The sequence below is a fragment of the Pauljensenia sp. C0254C2 genome (assembly GCF_056583835.1).
In genome coordinates this window covers 73,328-98,823 of the sequence record NZ_JBWPJO010000002.1, presented here as the reverse complement: position 1 = coordinate 98,823, position 25,496 = coordinate 73,328, and the positions used below count along the sequence as shown (strand labels likewise).

The 25,496-nt window shown below is 58.7% G+C and carries 21 protein-coding genes; 12 read left to right on the top strand and 9 right to left on the bottom strand.

The genetic code is table 11. The features are described from left to right. Window positions 1-3: 3 nt before the first annotated feature. A complete protein-coding gene (locus AC1DA5_RS02015; RefSeq protein ID WP_070725475.1) occupies window positions 4-699 on the bottom strand; it encodes a ChbG/HpnK family deacetylase in 696 nt (231 codons plus the stop codon). Next, window positions 696-2,042, bottom strand: a complete 1,347-nt coding sequence (locus tag AC1DA5_RS02010) for an MFS transporter (RefSeq protein ID WP_480289107.1) — start codon at window positions 2,040-2,042, stop codon at window positions 696-698. The genes AC1DA5_RS02015 and AC1DA5_RS02010 overlap by 4 nt, the downstream gene beginning before the upstream one ends. 135 nt (window positions 2,043-2,177) lie before the next feature. On the opposite strand from AC1DA5_RS02010, the gene AC1DA5_RS02005 reads away from it, so the two are divergent. Continuing rightward, entirely contained in the window at window positions 2,178-5,204 is a 3,027-nt protein-coding gene (locus AC1DA5_RS02005; RefSeq protein ID WP_480289106.1) for an alpha-mannosidase, read from the top strand. A 38-nt stretch (window positions 5,205-5,242) separates the two neighbouring features. After that, window positions 5,243-9,595, top strand: a complete 4,353-nt coding sequence (gene hrpA, locus AC1DA5_RS02000; RefSeq protein ID WP_058237514.1) for an ATP-dependent RNA helicase HrpA — start codon at window positions 5,243-5,245, stop codon at window positions 9,593-9,595. Here the strand turns inward: hrpA and AC1DA5_RS01995 are convergent. After that, window positions 9,585-11,042 (bottom strand): alpha-L-fucosidase, encoded by a 1,458-nt coding sequence (locus AC1DA5_RS01995; RefSeq protein WP_058237515.1) that lies wholly within the window; start codon window positions 11,040-11,042, stop codon window positions 9,585-9,587. The two genes, hrpA and AC1DA5_RS01995, sit on opposite strands and share 11 nt — an antisense overlap. A 241-nt stretch (window positions 11,043-11,283) precedes the next feature. Here AC1DA5_RS01995 and AC1DA5_RS01990 point away from each other — a divergent pair, with 241 nt between their 5' ends. The 8 genes from AC1DA5_RS01990 to AC1DA5_RS01955 all read left to right on the top strand — a co-directional run bounded on the left by AC1DA5_RS01990 (window position 11,284) and on the right by AC1DA5_RS01955 (window position 17,659). After that, the gene (locus AC1DA5_RS01990; RefSeq protein ID WP_082628613.1) at window positions 11,284-12,210 is read left to right on the top strand and encodes a carbohydrate ABC transporter permease; all 927 of its coding nucleotides are present in this window, start codon (window positions 11,284-11,286) and stop codon (window positions 12,208-12,210) included. Window positions 12,211-12,220: 10 nt separating this feature from the next. Continuing rightward, window positions 12,221-13,159 carry a carbohydrate ABC transporter permease gene (locus AC1DA5_RS01985; RefSeq protein WP_257525590.1) on the top strand — a complete coding sequence of 313 codons (939 nt, stop codon included), beginning with the start codon at window positions 12,221-12,223 and terminating at the stop codon, window positions 13,157-13,159. Then, window positions 13,156-13,335, top strand: a complete 180-nt coding sequence (locus AC1DA5_RS01980) for a DUF6903 family protein (protein ID WP_058237517.1) — start codon at window positions 13,156-13,158, stop codon at window positions 13,333-13,335. The genes AC1DA5_RS01985 and AC1DA5_RS01980 overlap by 4 nt, the downstream gene beginning before the upstream one ends. Before the next feature lie 16 nt (window positions 13,336-13,351). After that, window positions 13,352-14,704, top strand: a complete 1,353-nt coding sequence (locus AC1DA5_RS01975; protein WP_074026221.1) for a carbohydrate ABC transporter substrate-binding protein — start codon at window positions 13,352-13,354, stop codon at window positions 14,702-14,704. 9 nt (window positions 14,705-14,713) lie between these two features. Beyond that, a complete protein-coding gene (locus AC1DA5_RS01970) occupies window positions 14,714-15,238 on the top strand; it encodes a SprT-like domain-containing protein (RefSeq protein WP_257525591.1) in 525 nt (174 codons plus the stop codon). Between the two features lie 84 nt (window positions 15,239-15,322). Next, on the top strand, window positions 15,323-16,453 hold the full coding sequence (locus AC1DA5_RS01965) for a 6-phosphofructokinase (protein WP_058237519.1): 1,131 nt from the start codon (window positions 15,323-15,325) through the stop codon (window positions 16,451-16,453). 11 nt (window positions 16,454-16,464) lie between these two features. Then, entirely contained in the window at window positions 16,465-17,049 is a 585-nt protein-coding gene (locus AC1DA5_RS01960) for a phosphoribosyltransferase (protein WP_058237520.1), read from the top strand. Next, window positions 17,030-17,659, top strand: a complete 630-nt coding sequence (locus AC1DA5_RS01955) for a nucleoside/nucleotide kinase family protein (protein ID WP_058237521.1) — start codon at window positions 17,030-17,032, stop codon at window positions 17,657-17,659. Before AC1DA5_RS01960 ends, AC1DA5_RS01955 begins: the two co-directional genes overlap by 20 nt. Here the strand turns inward: AC1DA5_RS01955 and AC1DA5_RS01950 are convergent. Beyond that, on the bottom strand, window positions 17,643-18,362 hold the full coding sequence (locus AC1DA5_RS01950; RefSeq protein WP_257590326.1) for an ROK family protein: 720 nt from the start codon (window positions 18,360-18,362) through the stop codon (window positions 17,643-17,645). The two genes, AC1DA5_RS01955 and AC1DA5_RS01950, sit on opposite strands and share 17 nt — an antisense overlap. Window positions 18,363-18,473: 111 nt before the next feature. On the opposite strand from AC1DA5_RS01950, the gene AC1DA5_RS01945 reads away from it, so the two are divergent. Beyond that, complete coding sequence (locus tag AC1DA5_RS01945) at window positions 18,474-19,370, top strand: type 2 periplasmic-binding domain-containing protein (RefSeq protein WP_480289105.1); 897 nt, start codon at window positions 18,474-18,476, stop codon at window positions 19,368-19,370. A gap of 89 nt (window positions 19,371-19,459) precedes the next feature. On the opposite strand, the gene AC1DA5_RS01940 is transcribed toward AC1DA5_RS01945, so the two are convergent. From AC1DA5_RS01940 to AC1DA5_RS01930, 3 genes are all read right to left on the bottom strand, one after another. Further along, window positions 19,460-20,305, bottom strand: a complete 846-nt coding sequence (locus tag AC1DA5_RS01940) for a carbohydrate ABC transporter permease (RefSeq protein ID WP_092648950.1) — start codon at window positions 20,303-20,305, stop codon at window positions 19,460-19,462. Next, entirely contained in the window at window positions 20,302-21,264 is a 963-nt protein-coding gene (locus AC1DA5_RS01935) for a carbohydrate ABC transporter permease (RefSeq protein WP_092648951.1), read from the bottom strand. The genes AC1DA5_RS01940 and AC1DA5_RS01935 overlap by 4 nt, the downstream gene beginning before the upstream one ends. A 100-nt stretch (window positions 21,265-21,364) precedes the next feature. Continuing rightward, on the bottom strand, window positions 21,365-22,672 hold the full coding sequence (locus tag AC1DA5_RS01930; protein ID WP_092648952.1) for an ABC transporter substrate-binding protein: 1,308 nt from the start codon (window positions 22,670-22,672) through the stop codon (window positions 21,365-21,367). Window positions 22,673-22,960: 288 nt separating this feature from the next. Between AC1DA5_RS01930 and AC1DA5_RS01925 the strand changes: the two genes are divergently transcribed. After that, complete coding sequence (locus AC1DA5_RS01925; RefSeq protein WP_480289104.1) at window positions 22,961-24,157, top strand: glycoside hydrolase 5 family protein; 1,197 nt, start codon at window positions 22,961-22,963, stop codon at window positions 24,155-24,157. Here the strand turns inward: AC1DA5_RS01925 and AC1DA5_RS01920 are convergent. Both AC1DA5_RS01920 and AC1DA5_RS01915 read right to left on the bottom strand, forming a co-directional pair. Next, complete coding sequence (locus AC1DA5_RS01920; protein WP_227469118.1) at window positions 24,133-25,032, bottom strand: hemagglutinin; 900 nt, start codon at window positions 25,030-25,032, stop codon at window positions 24,133-24,135. The two genes, AC1DA5_RS01925 and AC1DA5_RS01920, sit on opposite strands and share 25 nt — an antisense overlap. Beyond that, window positions 25,016-25,492, bottom strand: coding sequence for a low molecular weight protein-tyrosine-phosphatase (locus tag AC1DA5_RS01915; protein ID WP_058237530.1), 477 nt, complete (start codon window positions 25,490-25,492; stop codon window positions 25,016-25,018). The genes AC1DA5_RS01920 and AC1DA5_RS01915 overlap by 17 nt, the downstream gene beginning before the upstream one ends. Between the last annotated feature and the right edge of the window lie 4 nt (window positions 25,493-25,496).

The window sequence follows — 25,496 nt, the reverse complement described above, 5'->3', positions numbered from 1 at the left end:
CAGCTACCAGCGATCGACCACGCGAATATCGCGCTCCTCCAGTGCTTCCAGCCATTGTGAGTCAACGACGAGCCGCGCCTCCCACTGCCGCTTGGCATCATCAACACCGGGATGCACAAACACTTCACTGACTCCGACAGGCACATCATCCAGCATCGCAATATAACTGTCCCGCAGCTGCTCGTAGCTGGCGAGGTCTTGATACGGCGTCGTATTGGTGAGCATCACGTCCGGCAGAGCCACTCCCAGGCGGTCTGCTGCTGCCACGGCTTGCGCATGAAGGGCACGCATGGGCGAGTCGCCCTCGGCAAAAAACTGTGTGGGGAAGGTGCGCGGCATGCGGAAAGCCAACGAAAAGTGGGTGCAGAATTCGAGCGCGGCGGGGAGCGCCTCGGGCGTATACAGTGCGCCGCAATGCGAATCAAGCCGTATGACGTCCATCCCGCAGTCAGTCAAGCGCGAATGCTGTTCGCGCAGCTCATCGGCGATCTCACCTCCGGTTGCTTCGTGATGCAGGCCGACGCTGCTCAGTCCGGCGTCTCGCAGCATGTTCAGCTGCGCGGGCAGGTCGTCAGAATTGGCGAGGGCGGTCACGGCACTGACACGGCCGCTGGCGACAAGGTCGCACACGATGCGCGAGGACGCGGGGTTCATGCCAAAGTCATCAGCGGTAATGACGATGCGACGCTCGGCACTCATGCTTCGTCGGCTTCCGGAAGGCGAATGAAGCGCGAGATCAGCGTGCCGATCAGCATGATTACCAGCGGATAGATGGCCATGTAGACGCGCCACGCCATCGCCGGGTCAGGGCCGGGCACCTCCCCGGAACGATATCCGAAGAACCAGCCCAGCGACAGCAACGCAATGGAGGTCGGGATCGCATTGAGACGGCCGAGCACGCCGAATGCCGACAGGAAGATCCCTTCGCGATGGATGCCAGTCTTGCGGGCATCCTCGTCAAGAACGCGGGCGAAGATCAGGTCGTTGGTGGCGAGCATACCGGACCAGCCGAACGCCACGCAGATTCCGCACAGGATGCCGGTGATGAGGTTGTGGGCAAAGAACAGTGGCACAAAGGTCAGTGCGCATACCGGCAGGGCCAGGCGCCATGTCCACGCCGCGCCGCGTCTGCGCACGATCGAGGTCCAGATGGCGAGTGATCCCAGTGACGTGAAGATGACGACACCTTGCATGATGGTGGCTTCCAACGCGCCGCCACCCAGCGCGTAGTCCACGTAGAACTGCAGACCACCCATGAGCATCGCCATCGACGCGCCATACAGTGCTGAGACCACGCCGATCGTCCAGAAGTAGCGGTTGGTGACGATGTCGCGGATGGATCGCAGGAACGTCGGGCGTTTTTCTTCGACGTCGCCGTGGCGTTCGTGGATCCCCAGCGCCATGAAGATGATGACTGCAGCGGCGATAACACCGTAGATGACGGCGAGGCGCTCGTATCCCACGGTCGGATCAGCACACGCTGCATCCCTGACGTCACATCCCAGGATGTTGCGGGCCAGCAGTGGGGTAAGGCCGAGGGAGAAGATCATGGCGACCAACTGGAATCCCTGTCGCAGCGAATTGGCGAGGGCGCGTCGCTTTTCCTGCGGGAACAGTTCCGGCAGCAGCGACCCGTAGGCCGCGTTGATCATGGAATCGGCCGCTTCGGACAAGATGGCGAACGTGGCGAACCAGGCGACCAGCGATGTTGTCTTCGCCGCGACGACGGCGTCAGGCACCCAGAACAGTGCGATCATGCCGATCAGCAGCACCAGTGCGCCGACGATGAGGTAGGGACGGCGCCTGCCCCAACGGGAGCGCGTGCGGTCGGAGAAATAGCCGAAGATCGGGTTATCGATGGCGTCAATAATCCCGTAGACCGTGTAGACGGCGGCGTAGATGGCAGCATCCATACCGAGGACCGACACGTAGAAATACAGCATCGACCCTTTGATGACATTGATCGGAATCGATGTGCCAAACATGCCGATGGCGAAACGCCACGGCGGCGTCTGTCGACGCTCAGGTGAGATGGCGGTCACAGCAGCATCGTAGCACGCCTCATTATGCATACATTTTACGTTTGAGGATGATTCATGATCCATTCCCTCTTCAAATACATCAATAATGATGGATAATAGAGAGGAACACATCACAATTCGAGCCAAAGGAGCCTCATGTTCGATGAAAGTTCACGCACCCGCCGCCAGGTGTCACGCGTACTGCGCGACTGGCTCACCCCGGGTGTCACGATCGAACGAGCAGATCTGACCCTTACCGCATGGGAAGTGCCCGACGAACCCGTCCCCTTCGACGAGGCAGTCACACAGGAATACTCCGACATCAGCCTGCCCTACGCATGGTCGCACCCCTGGGGCACGACATGGTTCCACGTCAGCGGGCGCGTACCGCAGGAATGGGACCCTGCATCCGACCAGCGCCGCCACGAAATCATCGTTGACCTGGGATTTTCCGACGCCGGCCCCGGTTTCCAGGCAGAAGGCGCAGCATATCGGCCAGACGGCACGATGATTAAGGCGCTCGAACCACTCAACCGTTACATTCCGATCGAGGCAGCGCCCGGTGAAGAATTCGAGCTCTTCATCGAAGCGGCCGCCAACCCGAATGTCATCGAAGGTGACTGGGTGACACCACCGACGATGGGCTCGAAAGAAACAGCCGGCACAGAGTCGATCTACACAATGACTACGTGCGAACTGCGCGCCATCGACACCACGGTTGAAGCACTCCAGGCTGACCTGACCGTGCTGAATGACCTCGTGACCGTCGTCGACTCACCCAGGCGCGAACAGATCATCCGCGGACTTGACCGCGCGTTGGACGCCCTCGACTATGACGATCTCTCGGGCAGCGCACACGAGGCGAGGCAGATGCTCAGCGATGTTTTGAGCGCTCCGGCCTCCGCGTCAGCGACCACCGCATACGCGATCGGACATGCGCATATCGATTCGGCGTGGCTGTGGCCGCTGCGAGAGACGCGACGCAAAGTAGCGCGCACGTGGTCGAATGTCCTGCACCTGATGGACGTCGACCCCGACGTCATGTTCGCCGCCTCCTCAGCCCAGCAGTATCAGTGGCTGCGTGACGAGCACCCTGACGTGTTCGAGCGCCTGCGTCAGCGCGTTGCCGAAGGCAGGTGGGTAGTCGTCGGAGGTCAGTGGATCGAATCCGACCCGTACATGATCGGCGGGGAGGCAATGGTTCGACAGTTCCTGGAAGGCCAGCGATTCTTCCAGCGCGAATTCGGCGTCATGCCCGAACACGTGTGGCTGCCGGACTCCTTCGGATACTCGGCAGCACTGCCGACCATCGCACGGCACATGGGTATGAAATGGATGCTCACGCAGAAGCTGTCGTGGAATGAGACGAACACGTTCCCGCATCACACTCTGTGGTGGGAAGGGATCGACGGGTCGCGTATCTTCACGCACTTTCCACCCGTTGACACCTACAACTCCACGCTCAGCCCGACCGACCTGCATCACGCTGAAAGCACATTCCGCGACAGCGGCGGAGCATCCAGGACGCTGGTGCCGTTCGGCTACGGTGACGGCGGCGGCGGCCCGACCAGGGAAATGCTGGCCAACGCGCACAGGCAAAAAGACCTGGAAGGCTCCCCGCGCGTGCGCATCGCCTCACCGACCGACTTTTTTGTCGACGCGCAGGCCGAATACCCCGATGCGCCGACGTGGGTGGGCGAACTGTACCTGGAGAACCATCGCGGCGTGCTCACCTCGCAGGCGCGCACCAAGCGCGGGAACCGACGCTGCGAGCATCTGCTGCGCGAGGCCGAATACTGGTGGACGCAGGCAGCGGTGCGCACCGGTGCCGACTACCCCTACGATGAGCTGCACGAGATCTGGCAGGAAGTCCTCCTGCTGCAATTCCATGACATCCTGCCCGGATCCTCAATCGCGTGGGTCCACCGCGAAGCTGAAGAAACCTTCGAGCGCCTCATGGAGCGCCTGAACACCCTGATCAATGACGCGCTCAGCATTGTTGCCGGCAACGGTGAGACCCCGCTCACCGCGAACGCCTCGTCCGCCGAGCAGCGTGGCGTGGGTGCCGGAGTGATCGCACATGTCAGCGCGCAGGCTCCCTCGTCCATCACCATTGACGAGGGCGACGACGGCTGGCAGATCTCGAACGGCGTGCTGAACGTACATGTCACGCGGGACGGATTGATTGACTCGCTGGTGGATGCGCGCCGTAATCGTGAGGTTGTGCCGGCAGGACAGGTGCTCGGCAGGCTCAACGCGTACCGCGACATTCCGGTGGACTGGGATGCGTGGAATATCGACGGTGATTACCGTCGCCACCCGAACCCGATTGACTCGGTGGACGCTCTGGATGTGCGCGAAGAAGACGGCGCTGCCGTCGTGACGTGTGAGCGGTCCTGGGGCACGTCGACGTTCGTTCAGACGATGCGCATCGCGCCCGATTCTGCGACGGTTGATTTCACGACTGAAGTCGAGTGGCATGAGCGCCGGCGGATGCTCAAACTGGAGTTGCCGGTTGACGTGCTGACCACAACCGCCCAATCCGAAATTCAGTGCGGACATATCACGCGCCCCATTCACGAGAACACGTCGTGGGAGCACGCGCGCTTTGAAACTGTGGGACTGCGGTGGGTGCGCGTGGCAGAAGATGATTTCGGCGTGGCCGTGGCCAATGACCGCACCTATGGGCACTCGTTCGTACGCATGCGCAGCGACGAGGGCAGGCCGTTCGTACAGATCGGTGAGTCACTGCTGCGCGCGCCGATGGCTCCGGATCCGGATGCCGATCAGGGCCACCACGTCCTGCGCACCTCCCTGACCGTTGGAGCTGAGATTGACGATGCGATCGCGCAAGGGCAGCGCCTGAACCTGCCGGTGCGCGAAGTGCGAGGCGACCATGGCGTGCCGGCACTGGTAGCACTGGACAGCGGGAATGCCCTGATTGAGGCAGTCAAGCTGGCTGATGACGAATCCGGTGACGTGATCGTGCGTTTCCATGAAACAAGAGGCGGGCGCACCACGGCGCGATTCAGTGTCGATATTCCCCACCTCGCGTCAATTGGCCTGGTAGATGGACTGGAGCGCGAGTGCGAGGACGAGGCTGACCTTCGCGCCGATGAAAGCGGCTTCGACGTTGATCTCAAGCCATTCGAACTGGTGACAGTTCGTATACATCGAAACTAACAGGAGAAGTGAAAGGCTAATCGACATAGACTGGGCCGGTGCCCCGACGACCACGTAAACATTCAGCGTTCAAGCCGTTCACACCTGAACAGCTTGCGCAGCGCGTCGCCGCCATTCCGGTGATCACATACCCGGATTTGCCGGTCAGCGACAGGCGCGACGAGATCGCCGCTGCGATTCGGGATCACCAGGTTGTCGTGGTGGCCGGGGAAACCGGCTCAGGCAAGACGACCCAGCTTCCGAAGATCTGTCTGCAGCTGGGGCGCGGCGTGACCGGCATGATCGGACACACTCAGCCGCGCCGCCTCGCCGCACACACTGTTGCTGAACGTATCGCCCACGAACTGGGGCAGAAAGTGGGGCGCGAAGCCGGCCAGGTTGTGGGCTACCAGGTTCGTTTCACTGACGAGGTCGGCCCGACGACGCTGGTGAAACTCATGACTGACGGCATTTTGCTCGCTGAGATCCAGTCGGACCCACTGTTGCGTCGTTACGACACTCTGATTATCGACGAGGCCCACGAACGCTCCCTCAACATCGATTTCATCCTGGGGTACCTCGCCCGCCTGCTTCCTGTGCGCCCTGATCTGAAGGTCATCATCACCTCCGCCACGATCGATTCGCAGCGTTTTGCCCGTCACTTCGACACACCGGAAGACCCCGCACCTGTCATCGAGGTGACCGGACGTACCTACCCGGTCGACATACGCTACGAACCGCTTTTTGACGACGAGGGTGACCACATCGACCAGGAAGAAGGTATCTGCCGCGCTGTCGATGAGCTGCGTACGGAAGGTCCCGGCGACATTTTGGTGTTCCTGCCCGGTGAGCGCGACATCCGTGACACGCAGCAGGCGTTGGCTGACCATCTAGGAAGCACTTCTGACATTGACATCCTGCCGCTGTATGCGCGGCTCACATCGGCCGAACAGCACCGAATCTTTGAACGTCATTCGCGTCGCAGAATTGTCCTGGCCACGAACGTTGCCGAAACGTCACTGACTGTGCCGGGGATCCGATACGTCATCGACCCGGGTCTGGCGCGCATTTCCCGCTACTCGAACCGCACGAAGGTACAGCGCCTGCCCATCGAACCGATCTCGCAGGCTTCAGCGAACCAGCGGGCAGGACGCTGTGGTCGCGTCGCCAACGGCGTGGCGATCAGGCTGTATTCCGAGGATGACTTCGACGCGCGCCCCGAGTACACCGAGCCGGAGATTCTGCGTACCTCACTTGCCAGCGTCATCTTGCAGATGGTGTCACTGGGGTTGGGTGACGTGCAGCGCTTCCCGTTCATCGACCCTCCCGCGCAGCGTGCCGTTCGGGATGGCCTGCAGCTTCTGGTGGAAATCGGGGCACTGACCGCTGACCACGGGCTGACGGCGATCGGCCGCTCCCTGGCGCATTTGCCGATCGATCCGCGGCTGGGCCGCATTCTCATTGAAGGTGACCGTAACGGATGCGGCTCCGATGTCCTTGTCATCGTGGCGGCCCTGTCGATCCAGGATGTCCGCGAGCGCCCTCTGGACTTTCAGCAGGCTGCCGACCAGGCGCATGCGCGCTTCGTGGATCCGCATTCAGATTTCATCACCTACCTGAACATCTGGCGCTACCTCAACGTGCAGTCACGTGACCTGTCCGGCTCCGCTTTCCGCCGCATGTGCCGCGCAGAGTTTCTGCACTATCTGCGTTTTCGTGAATGGCGTGACGTGGTCGGGCAGTTGCGGGACATGGCGCGCCCCCTCGGCCTGGATACTCACCGCATCGGCATTCCCAGCCCGAAAGAAGTGGCGTTTGCTGCCAACAGTGGCGGAATTGCGAATGCCGCTGCGCGCGCAGTCGTTGCCTACACGCGTTCAACGTCCTCACCTGATGCTGACGAAATCCACCGCTCGCTTCTGGTTGGCTTACTGTCGAACCTGGGTAACTGGGATCCGGCGAAGAAGGAGTATGCGGGCACTCGCGGCACACGATTCACCATCTGGCCCGGCTCCGGCCTGACCCGCAGCCACCCCGAATGGGTGATGACGGCGGAGCTGGTCGAAACTTCGCGCCTGTTCGCCCGCACGGTGGCGCGCATCAAACCCGAGTGGATCGAGCCTCTGGCCGGCCCTCTGCTCACCCGCGTCTACTCCGAACCATACTGGTCATCAGGCAAGGGCGCTGCGATGATCCACCAGAAAACCATGCTGTACGGGTTGACGCTGGAAGCTGACCGTACGGTCCTGCTCGGCAGGCTCGACATCACGATGGACGAGGGTGGCCCACGCCGTTCCCGAGTAGCGCGTCCGGGAACACTGGCTGGTATTGCGCAGGGTTTGCGCGGCCATGAGGGGCCAAGCGTGTTCGCTGATGCACTGTCGGACGCCCTGGGAGAAACGACCGTTGAGGAGAACTCCCCCGTCAGCGTGGAAGAGATTGAGCCGCTGACTGCACGCCAGTTGGCGCGCGAAATGTTTATCCGCCATGCGCTGGTGCGTGGCGAATGGCGTGAGCACCACCGTTTCATGGCACAGAATCGTGACCTGCTGGAGCAGGCTCATGAGGTGGAGCAGCGTTCACGCACGAGCGGACTCGTTGCAGGCGAAGACTCCCTCGTCAATTTCTTTGACGACCTGCTGCCTGAGGGCATCATCTCTGCCCGCCACTTTGACCGGTGGTGGGCCAAAAAGCGCCGCTCGAAGCCTGACCTGCTGACGTACCCGCCACAGCTGCTGTTGCCGCGCGGCTCGGGAACGGATGCCGACGCATTTCCTGACACGTGGAACGAGGGCGACCTGGAGTTCCCCCTGTCCTACGAGTTTCACCCCGGTGCCGCCCGTGACGGCGTGACGGCGACGATTCGTGTAGAAGAGCTTCCGCGCGTGACGGGACGCGGCATGGACTGGCTGGTGCCTGGATTGCTGGACGAACTGGTGATTGAGACGATCCGTGCGCTGCCCAAAGCGAAACGGCGTCTGCTGGCTCCGGCGCCCGAAGTGGGAGTGGATGTGGCTCAATGGATTCGTTCACGCATCGGCGGAGACGATGAAGTCGTGAGCGTTGAAGTGGACGAGCCTGAGGACCCTCGTTCCCTGAACGCCGCGATGGATCGCCTGGCCAAGTGGGGGGCGACCAGCGGATCAGTCAGGCGCAACAGGACGGCATCTGCGCAGTCGCAGCCAGAGCCAGACCATGCCCCGGTCGTGAAGCGCTCGGCCGGCATTGATCCCGATCCCGCCAGGCGTCCGCCTTTTGAGGAGGTGTTCGCTGATGCGGTGCGTCAGATTCGTGGCGTTGACCTGGGTGCAAAGGATCTGGCTCATGCGCGTGAGAATGTTCCCTCCCATGTTGTGATGACGCTGCGAGTAGTGGATCAGGATGGTCGTGAGCTGGGTTCGGGTCCGTCATTGACGTACCTGCAGCGCACGTTGGCACGCACAGCCGACGATGCCGTGCGCACCGCTGTTCGCGGGGCTGTGGCCGAAGCGTTTGCACGGGCGGCTGCACCCTCGCCTGCGCTGACACCGGAACCTGTCACGGAGTTTCCCGAGGATGTGCCCTGGTCGGTGGAGCCAGATGCGACGCAGGTGGCATTGCGCGGTTTCCCGGCGCTTGTTTCTGACAAAGATGAGGTGCGTCTGCAGATCGTGGCGAATCCCGATGAGGCGAACCGTCTGCACCGCGTGGGGGTGGCGCGGCTATTGGTGCGCGAAGTTCAGCTGGCGACTGCGCGGGTAACGACCCGGTGGAGTGGCCGGCAGGCAATGATGCTGGCTGCCTCCCCGTATGAGTCGACGCAGGCGCTGGTTTCTGACGCGCAGTGGGCCTCCGCGTTGAGCCTGGTGGACCAGCTTTCCGGTGATGACGGGCCGGCAGCGATCCGCAGCCGCACCCGTTTCGACAGCCTGGTTGCGCAGGCCCGCGACCGGCATGAAGACCGTGTTTACGAGATCCTTCAGCATGTGATCCGCACGCTTGAGGCTTCCAGCGAGGTGGCGGACAGTGTGCGTACTCATCAGCACGCGTCACTGAATGAAGTTCGCCAGGAGGTGCGTGATACGACTGAGGCGCTGGTCTTCCCCGGTTTCATTTCAGCCACACCGTTTGAGGTTCTGCCTCACCTGGCCAGGTATGTGCGTGCCGGTGCCGTGCGCCTTGACCGTGCGGCGCGAGGGCGACCCATGCTCGATCAGGACGCGCAGAATGCGCACGTGATCGGTGATGTTGAAGACGCCATTGAGCAGGCGCAACACGCATTGGATGAGCATCCGTTCAATGCGAAGCGGGCGCGCACGATCAGCGAGGCGCGCTGGTTGCTCGAAGAGCTGCGCGTCTCACTGTTCGCTCAGCAGCTGGGCACTCCGCGGAAAGTTTCAGCCAAGAGGATCTACTCCCTGCTCAGGCACTGACTGGCCATACGTGCGCCAGGCGCACTGATCCGCGTGACTGCTCGACCGACACTGTGATGCTGGCCAGTTCGACCGGATCGAACGAAATGATGCGCTGGTAGCCCACTGAGTTCGCACTGCCCAGGTCAACTGTGGTGCCATTTGGGCAGGTGCCGCGCACCGTGACTCGATCGATGCGCTGGCCTTCAGCGATGGCTTCACGGATAATGACGGCGCTGACAGGGGTGGACCGGTCGAAGCTGATGGTCAGCGTGGGCGCTGAGTCTCCCTCGTCCGGCTGCCAGTACGGGGCGGTCAGCAGGGCGGGAATGAGGGGGTCGTACGAGTCATCGAACGGGGTGCCCGCCTGGGCGGTGAGCGTGTCAGGCACGGTTGACGTGGACGCGTCCACGGTGACGGTGCTGATGCGGCGCGCGTAGAAGTCGCGCACCAAATCTCCCAGCCCCTTCAACGAATCGATGTCGGGTTGGGCCAGGACGCCCTTGCGGGTGGGTGGCACGTTGAGCAGCAGCGAGCAGTTCCCGCCGACGCTGCCGTGCCAGATGGCGAACAGTTCATCAGGGGTGCGCACGTGCTCATCTTCGGCGGCGTGGTGGAACCATCCGGTTCGGATCGACGTGTCCACTTCGGCCGGGTACCACACAAGCGGCCCGTCGTAATTGGCGAGGGCAGCTCGCGATCCGAGGTCCTCGTCGGTGGATTTCACTTCGCGTGAGAATGTGCCGTCATCTGCTTTTTGAGAGTGTTCCTGTGTGCGTTCGGCGGACTGGAGTTCTGCTGGAAGGACGCTCCATTCTGCCGGCCTGGCAACGCCGGCCTCGTTACCGCACCAGCGCACATCGGGTCCGCAGATGTTGATGACTGCTTCGGGCTGCAGGGCGCGGATCAGGGTGAAATATCGTTCCCAGTCGTAGTACTGGACCTTGCCGTTCTCTCCTTCACCGTTGGCCCCGTCGAACCAGATGGAGAAGATCGGGCCGTAGTTGGTGAGCAGCTCGGTGAGCTGGTTGACGAAGAAGTCGTCGTAGGCGACGCCTTGCCCGTAGGTGGCTTCGGTGCGATCCCACGGGGACAGGTAGACGCCGAATTTGAGGCCGAAGCGGCGGGCTGATTCGCTGGCTTGTGCGACGATGTCACCCTGGTAGGGGCTGGAGGCGACGCTGTGGTCGGTGTAGGCGCTGGGCCATAGGCAGAAACCGTCGTGGTGCTTGCAGGTGAGGATCACGCCGGTCATTCCGGCGTCCTTGAGGGCGCGCATCCACTGGTCGGTGTCAACGTTGCCGGGAGTGAAGAGTGCAGGATCTTCGTGCCCCTCGCCCCATTCGCGGTCTGTCATCGTGTTCATGCCGAAGTGGATGAAGGCGTACATTTCCATCTCCTGCCAGCGGAGCTGACGGAATGATGGTCGAACGTTGGACAGATAATTCAGTGCGTCACCCGCATGCATGATGGAAAGTCCTTTTCTTTGTATCTGACAGCAGCGATTAAATGTTACATAACACTCACTAACTTGTGATAGTTTGGCACCCTTTCTGATGTAGATTGTTACGAGGTTCTTTTCCGGCCAGCTGACAGTAAATGTCAATGACCCGGAGACTTGGATTCTGACGAATTGAGGATGCCGATGTTGTCACGCTATTTGGCGGAGCACCCTCACATCCTTTCTTTCAACTCAAAGAGGATCAACTATGTCAACGACAAATAGGCGAAAGCGCAGGTCAGCCGAGCTTCAGCGCAATCGAAGCATCTTCGGTATTGCGTGCGCACTCCCGACGGCCATCCTGTTCACTGTCTTCATCGTCGTTCCGACGATCAACATTTTCAGAATGTCACTCTACAAATGGAGCGGTTTTTCTGGTGTTCCCGAATTCGTTGGGCTGAACAACTTCAAGATTTTGTTGGGTGACATGAATTTCGTCCACTCGCTACAAAACACCCTTCTACTCCTTATTGTCGTGACATGTATCACGATGCCCGTTGCCGTGATCTTTGCTGCAATGCTGATTCAAACGAAGATTCTCGGAGCAAATCTGCTCCGCTTCGTGATGTATATTCCGTCGATTCTATCGGCAGTTGTCATCGCAGCAATGTTCTCCGTCATTTACGACCAGGCTGATACTGGCCTAGTAAACGGTACCTTGCACATCCTGCGTCTTGACTGGCTTAAGCAAGTCTGGCTCGGCGACCACAAGATCGTCATTTTCTCAATCGCATTCGCAATGGTATGGCAGTCCTTTGGCTACTACATGGTGATGTATATGGCGTCCATGACTGGCATCGATAAGAGCCTGTACGAGGCAGCATCATTGGACGGAGCCGGCCAGATCCGCACCCTGGTGAGCGTGACGGTGCCACTGATCTGGAGCAACATCCGAACGACATTGATTTTCTTCATCCTAGGGTCGGTCAATCTGAGTTTCGTCCTTGTTAAGGCAATGACTGACGGCGGTCCAGATAACGCATCCCAAGTCATTCTGGGATACATGTACGACCAGGCCTATACAAACTCCTCATACGGTTACGGCATGGCGATCGGAGTAGTGATCTTCCTGTTTAGCTTCATCTTGTCATTGATCGTCAGCCGCGCGACCAAACGCGAACCAATTGAGCTGTGAGGGAAGAAAGATGACACCAACAGTTTCAGTTTCCACGAAGAAATCCTCTTCAAAGAGGATGCGCAAAGCCTCGGGGAGTGTTGCCGACAGGTGGACCCCGCATCGCATCTTCAACCAAGTCATTCTCGTCTTGGTTTCCCTGACGATCATCATCCCGACGATCTGGGTTTTCCTTGCCTCCTTCAAGCAGAGAGACGAGTTTTACGGAAACCCGTGGTCCCTACCTCGCAGCCTTTACCTACAGAACTACGTCGACGCCTTCACCGACGCCAGAATCGGCGACTTTTTCTTGAATTCTCTGTTCGTCACTGCTCTGGCAATGGTGCTAGTTGTCGCTATCGCGCTGCCTTGCGCTTACGTACTGGCACGATTCGACTTCCCTGGCCGCAGGATCTTGCAGATGGCCATCCAAGGCGGACTGTTCATTAACGTGAACTATATTGTCGTCCCAATCTTCCTGATGCTGGTCGGATTCGACTCATCGGTATACCAGTGGTTCCCCAACGGCCTGTTCATTAACAACCTCGTGGTACTTGCCATTGTGTACGCCTCAACTTCACTGCCCTTCACAGTGTTCCTGCTCCAGGACTTCTTCGCGCGCATCCCTGAAGATTACGAAGAAGCTGCCTTGCTTGATGGCGCCAACCAGTTCACCGTCATGGTTCGCATTTTCTTCCCCATGGCGACACCAGCCATATCCATGGCAATGCTCTTCAACTTCCTGAGCTTCTGGAATGACTACATCATTTCAATGACGCTGATGACCGATTCATCCAGCCGCACCGTCCAGGTCGGTCTGCTCAACCTGATGGCAACGCAACGGGCAGCCACCAATTACGGCCGCCTGTACGCAGGCATGGTCATCGTGATCGTTCCAGTGATCATTTTCTATTCACTCGTTCAAAAGCGTCTACTCAACGTCACCAATGCTGGAGGTATCAAGGGATGAGCGACCGCGCACTACGAATTATCGGCATGATCGGTGCCGCATTGATCTTCATATTCTTCGTTGCACTGGTCGTCATCGGTCAACGTACAACCAGCTGGGGTAGCCTCGGCATCCAGCTAATCGGACTGGCTGGCGTCCTCGGCATGCTCGCTTTCTACAACCATCAATACCGCTAACTAGAAAGAGGTAATCGTGAAATATCACACCAAACGCACTTTGTTGTGCGCGGGAACCTGCCTTGCGTTGACGGCAACGCTAGGCGCATGCGGCGCCGGCGGATCTCAAAGCGCATCAGACGGCAAATCGACGTTGAACCTGGCGTTCTTCGATGGCGGAAACGGCCCTGAACCCTACCAGGAGGTCGTGGCAGCCTACAAGGAACTGTTCCCTGACGTGGAAGTCAACCTTGTGACGTCAACGGAAATCGAAGACGAAATCATGCCTGGCATGAAAGCGGGCAGGTACCCGGACTTGGTCCAGCGTGGCCTGAATGCAAAGGCCGGGCTCGTTGAAACCATGCTCGGTGACAACGCAATTGCCGATGTCACCGATGTCCTGTCGATGCAAATTCCCGGCGAGGAAGTCACCGTTGGCGAAAAGCTGATCGACGGCATCATCGGACCCTACACGAACCCAAATGGCGACGATCGTACCTTCCTGCTGCCGACGTTCTACTCACCTGCCGGATTGGTCTACAACAAGACCCTGCTGGAAGAGAACGGCTGGGAAGTTCCGCAAACATGGGATGAAATGTTCGAACTAGGCAAGAAGTCCAAGGAAAAAGGTATCTCGGTCTTCACCTACGCAACCTCAGGCTACTTCGATTCGCTCGTGGGTGCCCTGCTTGCAGACGCTGGCGGCGAACAGCTCTTCCAGGACGTGATGTTCTATAAGAAGGACGTGTGGAAGTCGGACGAGGCCCGCAAAGTCCTCGACACGATCGGCAAGATCGTCAGCCCCGATTACCTGCACCCGGACACACTGGGATACGCAAACGTGCAGGACTCAAAGAAGAATCAGCAGACGGTTCTCAATGGTGATGCAGTGTTCATGCCCAACGGAACTTGGATCCGCAACGAAATGAAGGACGCCCCGAAGACTGAAAACTTCAAGTGGGCGCTCTCACCCGCTCCCGGTTTTACTCCCGACGAGCGCTACCTGACGGTACTGATGGACGCACTGTGGACGCCAACTCAGGCAAAGAACCCTGAAGAAGCTAAGCGTTTCATGGCATTCATGTACTCCGACAAGGCTGCCGAAATCTTCGCCAAGATTGGTCAAGCTCAGCCCATCAAGGGCATTACCGACAAGCTCGAACCAGAACTCGCTGAGTTGTATGGTGCTTTCGACCAGGAAGGCGTCAAGATTATTCCCGGCACCTCCTTCAGCCAGAATGCAAGCGTTGAAGGTGTCAGTATCAAGGATGACCTGTACTCAACGATCGACTCAATTGCCTCGGGCAAGAAGACCGTTGATGAGTGGCAGAAAAAGCTCAACGACGATTCGAATGCTCTGAATGAGGCGATGCCCAAAGATCAGAAGTAACCTGTCCAGGTGACTGATGATCTGAGCTGGGTGCTTAAAGAAGCACAAACCCTGCTCACTTCGCACGGCGTGCATGGTTGGACTGTTAAGTTCGACCGTGCACGCCGTCGTGCTGGACAGTGCAACCACACGACGCACACCCTGTCGTTTTCTCGGCCGTTGATGACACTGTATCCCCCAGATGAAATTCGAGACGTCATCGCTCACGAAGTGGCTCACGCTCTGGCAGGCGCCAGCCACCACCATGACGAGGTATGGAAGAAGGCGGCTCGCAACCTGGGGGCGCGACCCGAGGCGCGCCTGTCTGCGGCCTTGCCTGCTCCTGAGGCGCCGTGGATCGGAACCTGTCCGCACTGCGGAGCACGCAGGTATCTATATTCCGCACCCAGGCGCGTGTCATCATGCGCGTCATGTTCACCACACTTTGATGTCGCCTTGATCTGGCAGTGGGAACACCTCGGCCACCCTCGTACCCCACCGGGGCGCTACCAGCGTGAACTGCGCTCACTGACACGCCGATCTTCACGACGTTAAATCATCCTCGTCATTACTCGTGGCACGACCTCGTCCACTACCATGGGAATCACTGCCGATCGGCGCACAGGAAGGAAGCGGATCATGGCGAAGAAAATACAGCGCGTGGGAATCCTTACCGCAGGGGGCGACAGCCCTGGGCTTAACGCAGCAATCCGCGGGTTCGGAAAAGCGGCCATCGGGCATTACGGGATGGAACTGATCGGCTTCCGCGACGGCATCCGCGGCATGGCGGAAAACCGCACCATTCCCATCGATTCACGCTTCCTCTCCGGGATCCTGACCGTCGGCGGCACGATCCTTGGAACTTCGCGCGACAAGCCGCACAAGATGAACGTCAATGGCAAAACCGTTGACATGACGGACACGATCCTGGCGAACTGCGAGAAGAACAAACTGGACTGTGTCGTGTTCATCGGCGGTGGCGGAACTGCGAAGAATGCGAACCGGCTGGCCAAAGCAGGTCTGAACGTCATCCACCTGCCCAAGACCATTGACAACGACATCGCGCACACCGACACAAGTTTCGGATTCTCCACTGCACTGGGTATCGCGACCGACGCGATTGATCGTCTGCATTCAACGGCCCACTCCCACCACCGCATCATCGTGGTGGAAATTATGGGTCACAAAGCAGGGTGGCTGGCACTGGGAGCCGGCATCGCCGGCGGCGCCGACATCATCCTGATCCCCGAAATCGCCTATTCCATCGACTCCATCGCCGCATCGATTCGCAAACGTGCCGAGGCCGGGCATTCGTTCTCGGTTGTCGCGATTGCCGAGGGCGCCCGTGACACTCAGGACACCGCTGACCTCGAAGCTGCTGAAGCACTGCTGTCTGCTGCAGACAGCCCGGAAGCAAAGTCGGCAGCCAAGATGCATAAGCAGTCCCTGGAACTGGCGCATCGCGGCAACGCATTCAAACTGGCCGAAGAACTTGAAGCGGCCACCGGCCTGGAGTCCCGCGTGACGGTGCTGGGGTATGTGCAGCGTGGCGGCACGCCGAATGCTGAAGACCGCATGCTTGGCACGTTGCTCGGCGGGGCTGGCGCAGATCTCGTGGCCAAGAAAAAATACGGCATCACCGTGGCAGCACAGGGACAGGCGGCTGTGCCGGTGCCGTTGAAGGACGTGGCCGGCACGCTCAAGACTGTTCCTCTGGATCACCCGTGGATCACTGCTGCACGCCACGTCGGAACCGGAATGGGCGACTAGAAGGATTATTCGTGACACTTCCATTCGATGACGGAGCCACCACTACCGACGGACGACCAGCTGACCTGCAGCCAGATCGCGAAACCCTCACGTGGCAGGGGTTCGGTGACGCCTCGCGCGCACTCACCCAGAGCATTGTGGATTCAGGCTGGATGCCGGAGCTGATTGTCGCGATTGCACGCGGAGGACTGCTGCCCGCCGGTGCGATTTCCTACGCCATCGGCGTCAAGGCGATGGGCACGATGAATGTCGAGTTCTACACCGGGGTGGGTCAGACTCTGACTGAACCGCAATTGTTGCCCCCCTTGATGGATGTTTCGGCGATGGACGGCAAACGCGTCCTGGTGGTCGACGATGTTGCCGATTCCGGCAGCACCCTGAAGATGGTGATGGACATGATCAACGCTCACGGTCTGTCACTGGATGGTCATACCACTGTCAAGGCAGAGGCCCGCAGCGCGGTGATCTATAAGAAGCCTCGCTCCGTGATCGAACCGGACTACATGTGGCGTGAGACTGATAAGTGGATCAATTTCCCCTGGTCAACATTGCCGGTGATCCAGCGCAGTCAGGACAATGACACCAAGCGCGTCTGAATCAGTTGCTCGCCAGATCGTTGACCGCATCGCCGCTCACCCCCGCCTGCGCCTGCTGGGAATAACCGGCCCGCCCGGCACTGGTAAGTCCACGGTGTGTGCCCTGGTGGCACGAGGGTTGGATGAGCGCGGCATCGAGGTCGCGGGAATTGTTCCGATGGATGGTTTCCACCTGTCGAATGCAGTGCTGCACGCGTTGGGTCGGGCTGACCGCAAGGGCGCTCCCGACACCTTTGATGTTGATGGGTATTGTGAAATCCTGCGCCGTGTTCGGCGTGCCGAAGGAACCGTTTTCGCCCCCGAATATCGCCGCGACATGCATGAGCCGATTGCTGCGAGCGTCGCAATTGCCCCTCGGGGGATCGTGTTGACGGAGGGGAACTATCTGGGCGTGGATCTGCCGAGATGGCGTGACGTTCGCGGCCTGCTCGATGAGCTTGTTTTCATCGACACTGATCGCACCGAGCTGGTGCGACGCCTGGTGGAGCGGCATAAGCAGCACGGACGGCGTACCGACGAGGCGGCGCACTGGGTGCGAACGGTGGACAGCGACAATATTGACCTGGTGTGTGCGGCTGCGGGCCGCGCAGATTTTACTGTGCGAGCGTAGAGTCAACCAGCCACTGCACGATCGCTGCGGTGGCAGCGCCCTGCGCCCAACGGTCAAAACTGCCGGAGCGCTGATGGACGCGGATGTGCGGGTCATCGGGCCGGGAAAATGACGTCAGTTCACGCTGGAAATTGTCCGCCCACGGTGTCTCCAGCAGGCACACACCTTCCCCGTCCAGAACAACATCACGCACGAGGGCGGCTGATGCCACTGTCTGCACATAGACCGCAAGGTTCGTGGCAAATTCCCTGATGGCACGCTGGCTGGCCTGGTCACCGTCTTGAGCCAAAGCGATGAGTTCGTCAGCCGAGGCGGGGCGGCCGTCATCGTCGACAATGGCGCGACCCGAGCGCGCCCGAGATATCACTGCGGGAACCGTCAAGGCGCCGTTGGCGCACCCGATATGACCGTACTGACATACTCCATGCGCTCCGGCCAAGGGGATATGAGCCGTCATACCCAGGCCCCGCAGCGGCGAACGCACAGCTCGCAGGCCGTGCACTATACCGTGTCCGATTCCGGCACCAACCGTGACGATGAGGAAGTCCTCGCAGTTCCGTCCCAGTCCGAACCACAGTTCCAGCATGGTCAGGGCTGAAACATCGTTGATGACTGTCAGTGGAATCGTCAGGTCGAGCTCACGGGCCAGGTCGATATCGTCCCACCCGAGGAATCGACTGGATCGGACAACCGTTCCGTCCACCTGTCCTCCTACGCGCCGGATCTGGCCGACCAGTGGCTCTCGGCCGACGGCACGCAGCGCTATGGCCTGCCCAAGGACTGGGATACCGAGGCTTTGTTCTACAACGAAGACATGGTCAAAGATGCCGGCTATGCGCCCGAAGACCTGTGGAAACTGGAATGGAATCCGGCTGAGGGCGGTTCCTTTGAGAAGTTCCTGGCTCATCTGACCGTCGACGCAAACGGTGTGCGCGGCGATGAAGAAGGCTTCGATAAAAACAACGTGAAGGTCTACGGAATCGGATACAACGACGCTGGTTCCGGCTACGGACAGGTCCAATGGTCGCCGTACGCGCTGTCGAACGGGCACTGGACATGGACCGACAAGAATCCGTGGGGTCAGCACTTCAACTACGATGCCCCTGAATTTCAGGAAAGCATCACCTGGTGGCGCTCGCTCATCGAAAAGGGCTACATGCCGCCTTTGTCGGTGGCGTCCTCCGGCATCGGCACAATCGAATCGCTCGGTTCGGGTGCCTATGCGACGCTGATTGAAGGATCGTGGAACATCACGAACATTGCCACGACCACGGAGCTTCCCATTCAGGTCGCACCCACGCCCATCGGCCCAGATGGCCAGCGTGCATCGGTGATGAACGGCCTGGCTGACTCGGTGTGGATCGGGACGTCGCATCCGGAAGAATCGTGGCGGTGGGTGAAGTACCTGGGTTCGGCTTCTTGCCAGGACGTCATCGCTAAGCAGGGTACCGTGTTCCCCGCGATCATGTCGTCAACGGAAAAAGCCATTAAGACCTTTGAGGACATGGGGATCGACGCACGCGCATTTTCCGTTCATGTCGAAGAAGGCACAGCCGTTCCTTCCCCGGTGGCTGACCGCTGGGCACAGGTCGAATCGTTGATGAAACCGGCAATGTCCGCTGTCATCGCCTTCGAAGATGACCCGTCAGCACTGACCGAGGCCAATAATCGCGTCAACACGCTGATGAGTTCGAACAGAGACGACGAATAACACGATTCGCCGTCACGCAAGTCGCCCTCGTTCATGATGAGCGAGGGCGACTTGCTGTCTGGGCCACTCATCACGCTATGAGCGTGTTCCTAACCTTTCACTCCGCCAACTTCCACTCCGCGGAAGAAGAACTTCTGAGTCGCTGCAAACAGGACGATAATTGGCAGGAGGGCGATAATCGTTCCGGCAGCCACGACCCTCGGATCAGATCCCAGCGTCTGGTTCGAGGCCAGGTACTGCATTCCAACTGTGAGGGTGTACTTTTCCGGGTCTGACAACACCACGAGTGGCCACAGAAAATCATCCCAGGCGCCAATAAAGCTCATCAGGGCAACGACCGCTGTCATGCCTCGGGCATTGGGCCACACAATGTGGCGTATGCGCTGGACTGTTGTAGCACCGTCGATGGCAGCAGCATCCAGAATATCCTGTGGAATAGCTCGACAGGCCGTGGCCATCAACAAAACGTTGATCGCACCGATCGCTCCGGGCAGGATTACTCCAACAAGTGAATTGGCCGCCCCCAGCGCTTTCACCGTCAAATACTGACTGGTAAATGTTACTTCGCCAGGCAGCAGCAAGGTGGACAAAATGATTGCCATGACAACCGCCTTGCCTTTGAACTTCATGCACGCCAACGCATACCCTGCGAGCAACGAGAAAAAGCAGTTCAGGACAACGACCGACACCGCAACGATCAAAGAGTGCCACGCGTATGAAAACACGGGAATGGTGCGCATGACTTCTCCGTAGTTGCTCAGAGTGAAGTCATGCGGAATCAGACTGGGAGGGAACGAATACAGATCTTCATTCTTCCCCTTGAGAGACGTCGTAAGCTGCCACAGAAACGGGAAAACAGAAATGACGAAGATGACGATCAGGAGGATATAGCGAATCGTCAGTCCTGAGATCTGGCGCGTTTTCTTTGATGTCATTGTGACACCTTCTCTTTTTCGGACCTCTTATCGCCGCGTTCAATGGAACGGCGCACTTTTCGCGAGAGCCTGTGGATTCTGATCGCTTCGCGGATCTCCTGTCCCTGATTCATCCACCCAACCATTACCAACGGCACAATGGTGAGCAGGAACAAGATCACAGACAATGCCGATGCATAGCCGAGGTTCCCTGCCAGCCCCGAACCGGTCTGTTTGATATGTCCCACCATGGTTTGTGCTTCACCGCCGGGGCCGCCTCCGGAGCCAACAATCGTATAAATCTCCGTGAAAACTCGCATCGCCGACACTGTAATAAGGGCGGATATCAGGAGCATTGCGCCGCGAACACCGGGCACCGTGACAGACCAGAATTTGCGCCACGCTCCTGCACCATCGATCTCTGCAGCTTCGTATAGATCCGGATTGACATTCGACAGTGCAACCAGATAGATCACCATGTAATATCCCAGCCCCTTCCACACCGTCAGAGTGATGGCGACGAAGATGATCCACCATCGGTGAATCAAGAAGTCGACGGTACTGAGCCCGAGAGCATCAAGTGTGGCGTTCACGATTCCGCGAGATTCGAAGAGCCATGCCCAGATAATTGCCACCACAACAGCAGACGCAATGACGGGGAAATAGAAGGTTGTGCGAAAAAAGCCTATTCCCGGAATGTTCCTGTGAACCAACATGGCCAGAAGCAAAGGCAGGAATGTCAGCAGCGGAACGCAGACCAAGGCATAGACAAGGACGTTACCGATGGCGAAGTGAAAGATCTCATCGTTCAGGAGGCGCCTGTATTGATCGAATGCCACGAACGTTGCTGGCTGTAGGGGCTTGGCGTTCGTAAAAGACAGGATGACAGTATTGAGGAAGGGCAACAGTGAGAAGACCAGAACCCAGATAACAGCTGGGGCCAAAAGAATGTACGGCGTGTACCACTTATGCATGCGCATAGAGAGCCACCTTTTTGATTAACGTGATTAGCAGACCGAAGTTCCGGCCTAAAAGCGCGGCGGGCTTTCTGGCCGGAACATTCGGAAAAGATCTCATCGATCAGTTGTTGAGCTCAGCGTTGGCGTTATCCTCTGCTTTCTTCAGTGCTTCCTCGGCAGATATGTCACCACGAACAGCCAGAGCGATCTGCTGGTTGTAGTAGTTACTGATCTTCTCAGTGAGCTGGAATTGCTCAGGTTGGGTCTTGCCGGAAATAGATACAGTCGCCATCTCGGTGGCTTCCTTTTGCAGCGGGTTCTCAATCACAGAGGTAAAGGACTCCGGATTCTCGTTGCCTTCTTTCGTGCCAGGGAAGAAGCCTTGGGCGATCTTCAAGAACTCAACCTGGTTCTCATTGCTGGTCACGTATTGCGCGAATTTCAGTGCCAGCGGCTTGGCTTTCGAGTTGGCTGACACGGACAGTGCCTGGCTGAACAGAGGTGGAATACCGAAACGTGGCGTTGTCTTCGTAGCTTCAAGGATGGAGGGAGCTTCTTTTTCCAGCTCCGACGCAAATCCTCCTGAACCGGTTGTCCAGGCGACTTTGCCTTCCTTGTAGGAAGCAGAGTTGCCTACCCACTCACCGGACAGTGCTTCAGCCGGCATGGCTCCCGCCTTAAATGCTTCGGCGTATTTTTCGACAATCTCCCTAGCCCGATCAGTAGCAAACGTGAACTTCCCATCTTTCATAATCTCAACACCCTCCGAGGCGAGCGTCGCCAAGGCAGGCAGATCGGAAACTACTTTCACTTCACCGTTGGTCTTCTTCGCCGCGTCGATCGCCATGTCAAGCATGTCATCGAGTGTTTCAGGCAACGTGCTGACATCAACACCTGCTTTTTCAAGCATGGCGGTATTCCACCAGTTCACGTCGGTTCCCAGGTACCACCCATATCCGTATGAGCCGCCTCCTGCATCGTCAAATGTGTACGCTTTCGTCACGCCGTCGACATAAGCATTGAGGGCTTCAGGATCCGCCTTCGCTAAATCTTCCAACTGTCCAGCCTTGGCCAACTGATAGGCATACTGGGGTGGAAGGTTAATGACGTCGGGTAACTCACCGGAGTTTGCCTGTTGAAGAACCTTGTCTTCGTAGCCGTCACCGGGCTGATCCATCCACTTGATCTTCGTTCCTGGGTTCTCTTTTTCGAAGTCTGCAATGAGCTTTTCGAAATACGGTGTGAATCGGTCATTCTTCAGCGACCATGTCTGAAAAGTGATCTCCCCTTCGACCGGTCCACTCTGAAGCGCATCGTCTCCGGATTCGTTCGTCGTAGTGACCGGACCACCACCAGTGCAGGACGTCAACCCCATCAGCATTGCCGTACCTGCCAGCATGGCAAGACCGGCTTTATTCCAAGCCTTCATCTGTGTTTCTCCCTCGAAAATATGATGACATGTGCATTGCGCACAGCAACCAGTATGACACTAGTAGCACGTATCAGGTACATCAGATTAGATCTTCCGTACATTCCGTCAGGCTCACTGATTTCTATATAATTTCTCTAGAGCACAAGGGCTTCGGTACCTGGCGCTGGCCGTTCCTGCTGCACAACAGCAATTGAAGTGAGAGCTAGGATGGTTCGTTCTCCTGTTCTTCAGGTGAGCACACCGCCATTCCCACATTGTCATACTCCACGCGAGAAAGAGGCTGTCATGAGCAGTATTCGACCGATTGCCTTCGGCGTAAATTACACGCCCCGGGCAGGCTGGTTTCATTCATGGCTCGACTTCGATGCCGATCAGACAGCACGCGACCTCGATGCGATCGCCGCTTTAGGAATGGATCACATCCGCATCTTCCCGCTGTGGCCATTGCTCCAACCCAATCGCACACTGATTCGCCAATCAGCAATCGACGACGTGCGCCGCCTCGTGCAGTTGGCACACGAACGTGGAATGAGCACATGGGTCGATGTCCTGCAGGGACACCTGTCATCTTTTGATTTTCTTCCTTCGTGGACGTTGACCTGGCATCATGATGATCTCTTCACGTCCGAGCGTATTCGCAGCGGACAGGCCGCCCTCGTCAATGAGTTGAGCACACAGTTGGCTGACGAGCCCGGCACGGCCGGCATATGCATTGGAAACGAATTTCCTCAGTTTGCCGCAGCACGCCATCCCGAGCACAGCAGGGTCGATACAGACGGAGCGCGTCGCTGGCTCACTGAAATATTCGGGGCAGTTGATCGACGCTGTGCATGCGTGCACTGCTTTGATGATGACCTCTGGTTCGATGCCACTCATCCGTTCATTCCACCATTTGCAACGCAGTTCGGCGATCTGACTACCGTTCATTCGTGGGTTTTTGCCCACGTCGGGCCGCGTTACGGCAAGCGGCATCCGGCACTGGAGGTATTCGCGCGCTACCTGGTCGAGCTGGCCTGCGCATGGAACAGATACTGCAACGTGCCTGACCGCGGCGTATGGCTTCAGGAGGTGGGCGCTCCGATCACATGTGTCACGGCTGAGGACGCTGCAGACTTTGCTACCGCAACAATCCGCGGAGTGATCGACGTGCCGGAGTTGACTGGCATCACCTGGTGGTGTTCCCATGATGTGTCCCGCAAACTGGCTGACTTCCCCGAACTGGAGTATTCACTCGGCCTGATCGACAGCGACGGTAAAGTCAAGCCCGTCGGGCGGGCAGTAGCCGAATTTGCTCACGCTGTGCGTTCCGGTGACAATATCGGCACGGCTGGCGCTGACTCAGCTGAGCGTCCCGTACTAGACGTGCCAGCAGACCCCGCATTGCGTCACGAGGCAGGCCCCCAGGGCGACGTCTTCGACACTTTCCAACGCATCTGGACCAGGGATCACGTGTGGCCTCAGCTGCGTGTAAACCACGCGTGATAGTACGCGTAGAAGTTCGCGTTGCCCCAGCTTGAACACTGGTCGCCGGGATGACCGGCGAGTGCGGCATCGTTGGGCTGGTAAGGCGTGTAGTTATACAGATTCGCTGTGGCCTGATTCTCCACCATCACATCGCTGCCACCGCACGCCTCGTCGGGGTGGAATCGGATGGTGTTGACCTGTCCAGGAATCACGTCGTACATGCCGGGGGCGCCCTCGTAAATTCTGAACTGCCTGGCAGCGTGGAAAACCTGCGTGGCAAAACCTGCATACTGCGGGTCGCACGTCTGCCGGTCGGGGCATGCGTATCCCATCGCGGAGGCGTAACGACTCGGGACCAACTTCGCGCCCGAAGCAGTGATCAATCCCTGTTCCTTTTGAAGCATCACCAGCAGCACTTCCGGGTTAATACCGCAGCTGAGAGCAGTTTTGGAGACAATCGATGCCGGGGTATCGCCCGCCTGGCCCGCAAAACCATCGCAGTACTCGTCGGCGGGGATGTCGGCCGTGTCTTCACGGTAGGAACTCAGGCACGGCGTGCCATCGGGGTTGGGTCTGCAGCCATCGTTCCACTGGGTGATGAACGCTTCGATCTGATCCTGCGTCAGTGCGCGGTCATTGAAGAATTCCTCGTCAGAGATGATGTTCGACGGGTCGAAGCCCGAAAAATCCAGCGGTGGTGTCACAGGCCCCGAAGGTGGCGCAGAGTGCGCGGGCGGTTCAAACGTGTCCTTCTTACTGCGGCTAGACAGCGTCGTCGTCACAAGAACGACCAGCGCGATCACCACGGCGACTGCGAGCATGATGATTCCGATCGACGTCAACGCTGCCCGAGGCGACTGGCTGTCGGAGTGGTGCCTATTGCCTGTGCTCACGGATATAGTCAACCACGCCCGGGATAGAGCGTTCGAGAACCTCGAGGGTGTCGACGAAATCCTGATGCCCGCCATACCACGGGTCAGGAAGATCCAGGTCCGAATCTGCCTGCGGATCAAATTCGCGCATCAGGTGGACATCCGGATCCGTTCCAGTGCGTGCAGCCATGCGCTCGATTGCCCGTTCATGGCCGCGAGTCATCGGGATGATCAAATCCCACTGGCTCAGTTCACTGGGCAGCAGCTGGCGCGCCCGATGGGTGGGGATGCCGTATCCTGCTTCGCGCAGCACACGCTCGGCACGATAATCGATCGGGTTACCTTCCTCCTCATCGGAGATCCCTGCCGAATCCACTCGCACATCAAGGTCCGCGTGCTCGACAGCTTCACGAAGGAGCTGTTCGGCCATTGTGGATCGACAAATGTTTCCGGTACATACCATGACTACTGAAAACGACATGCGA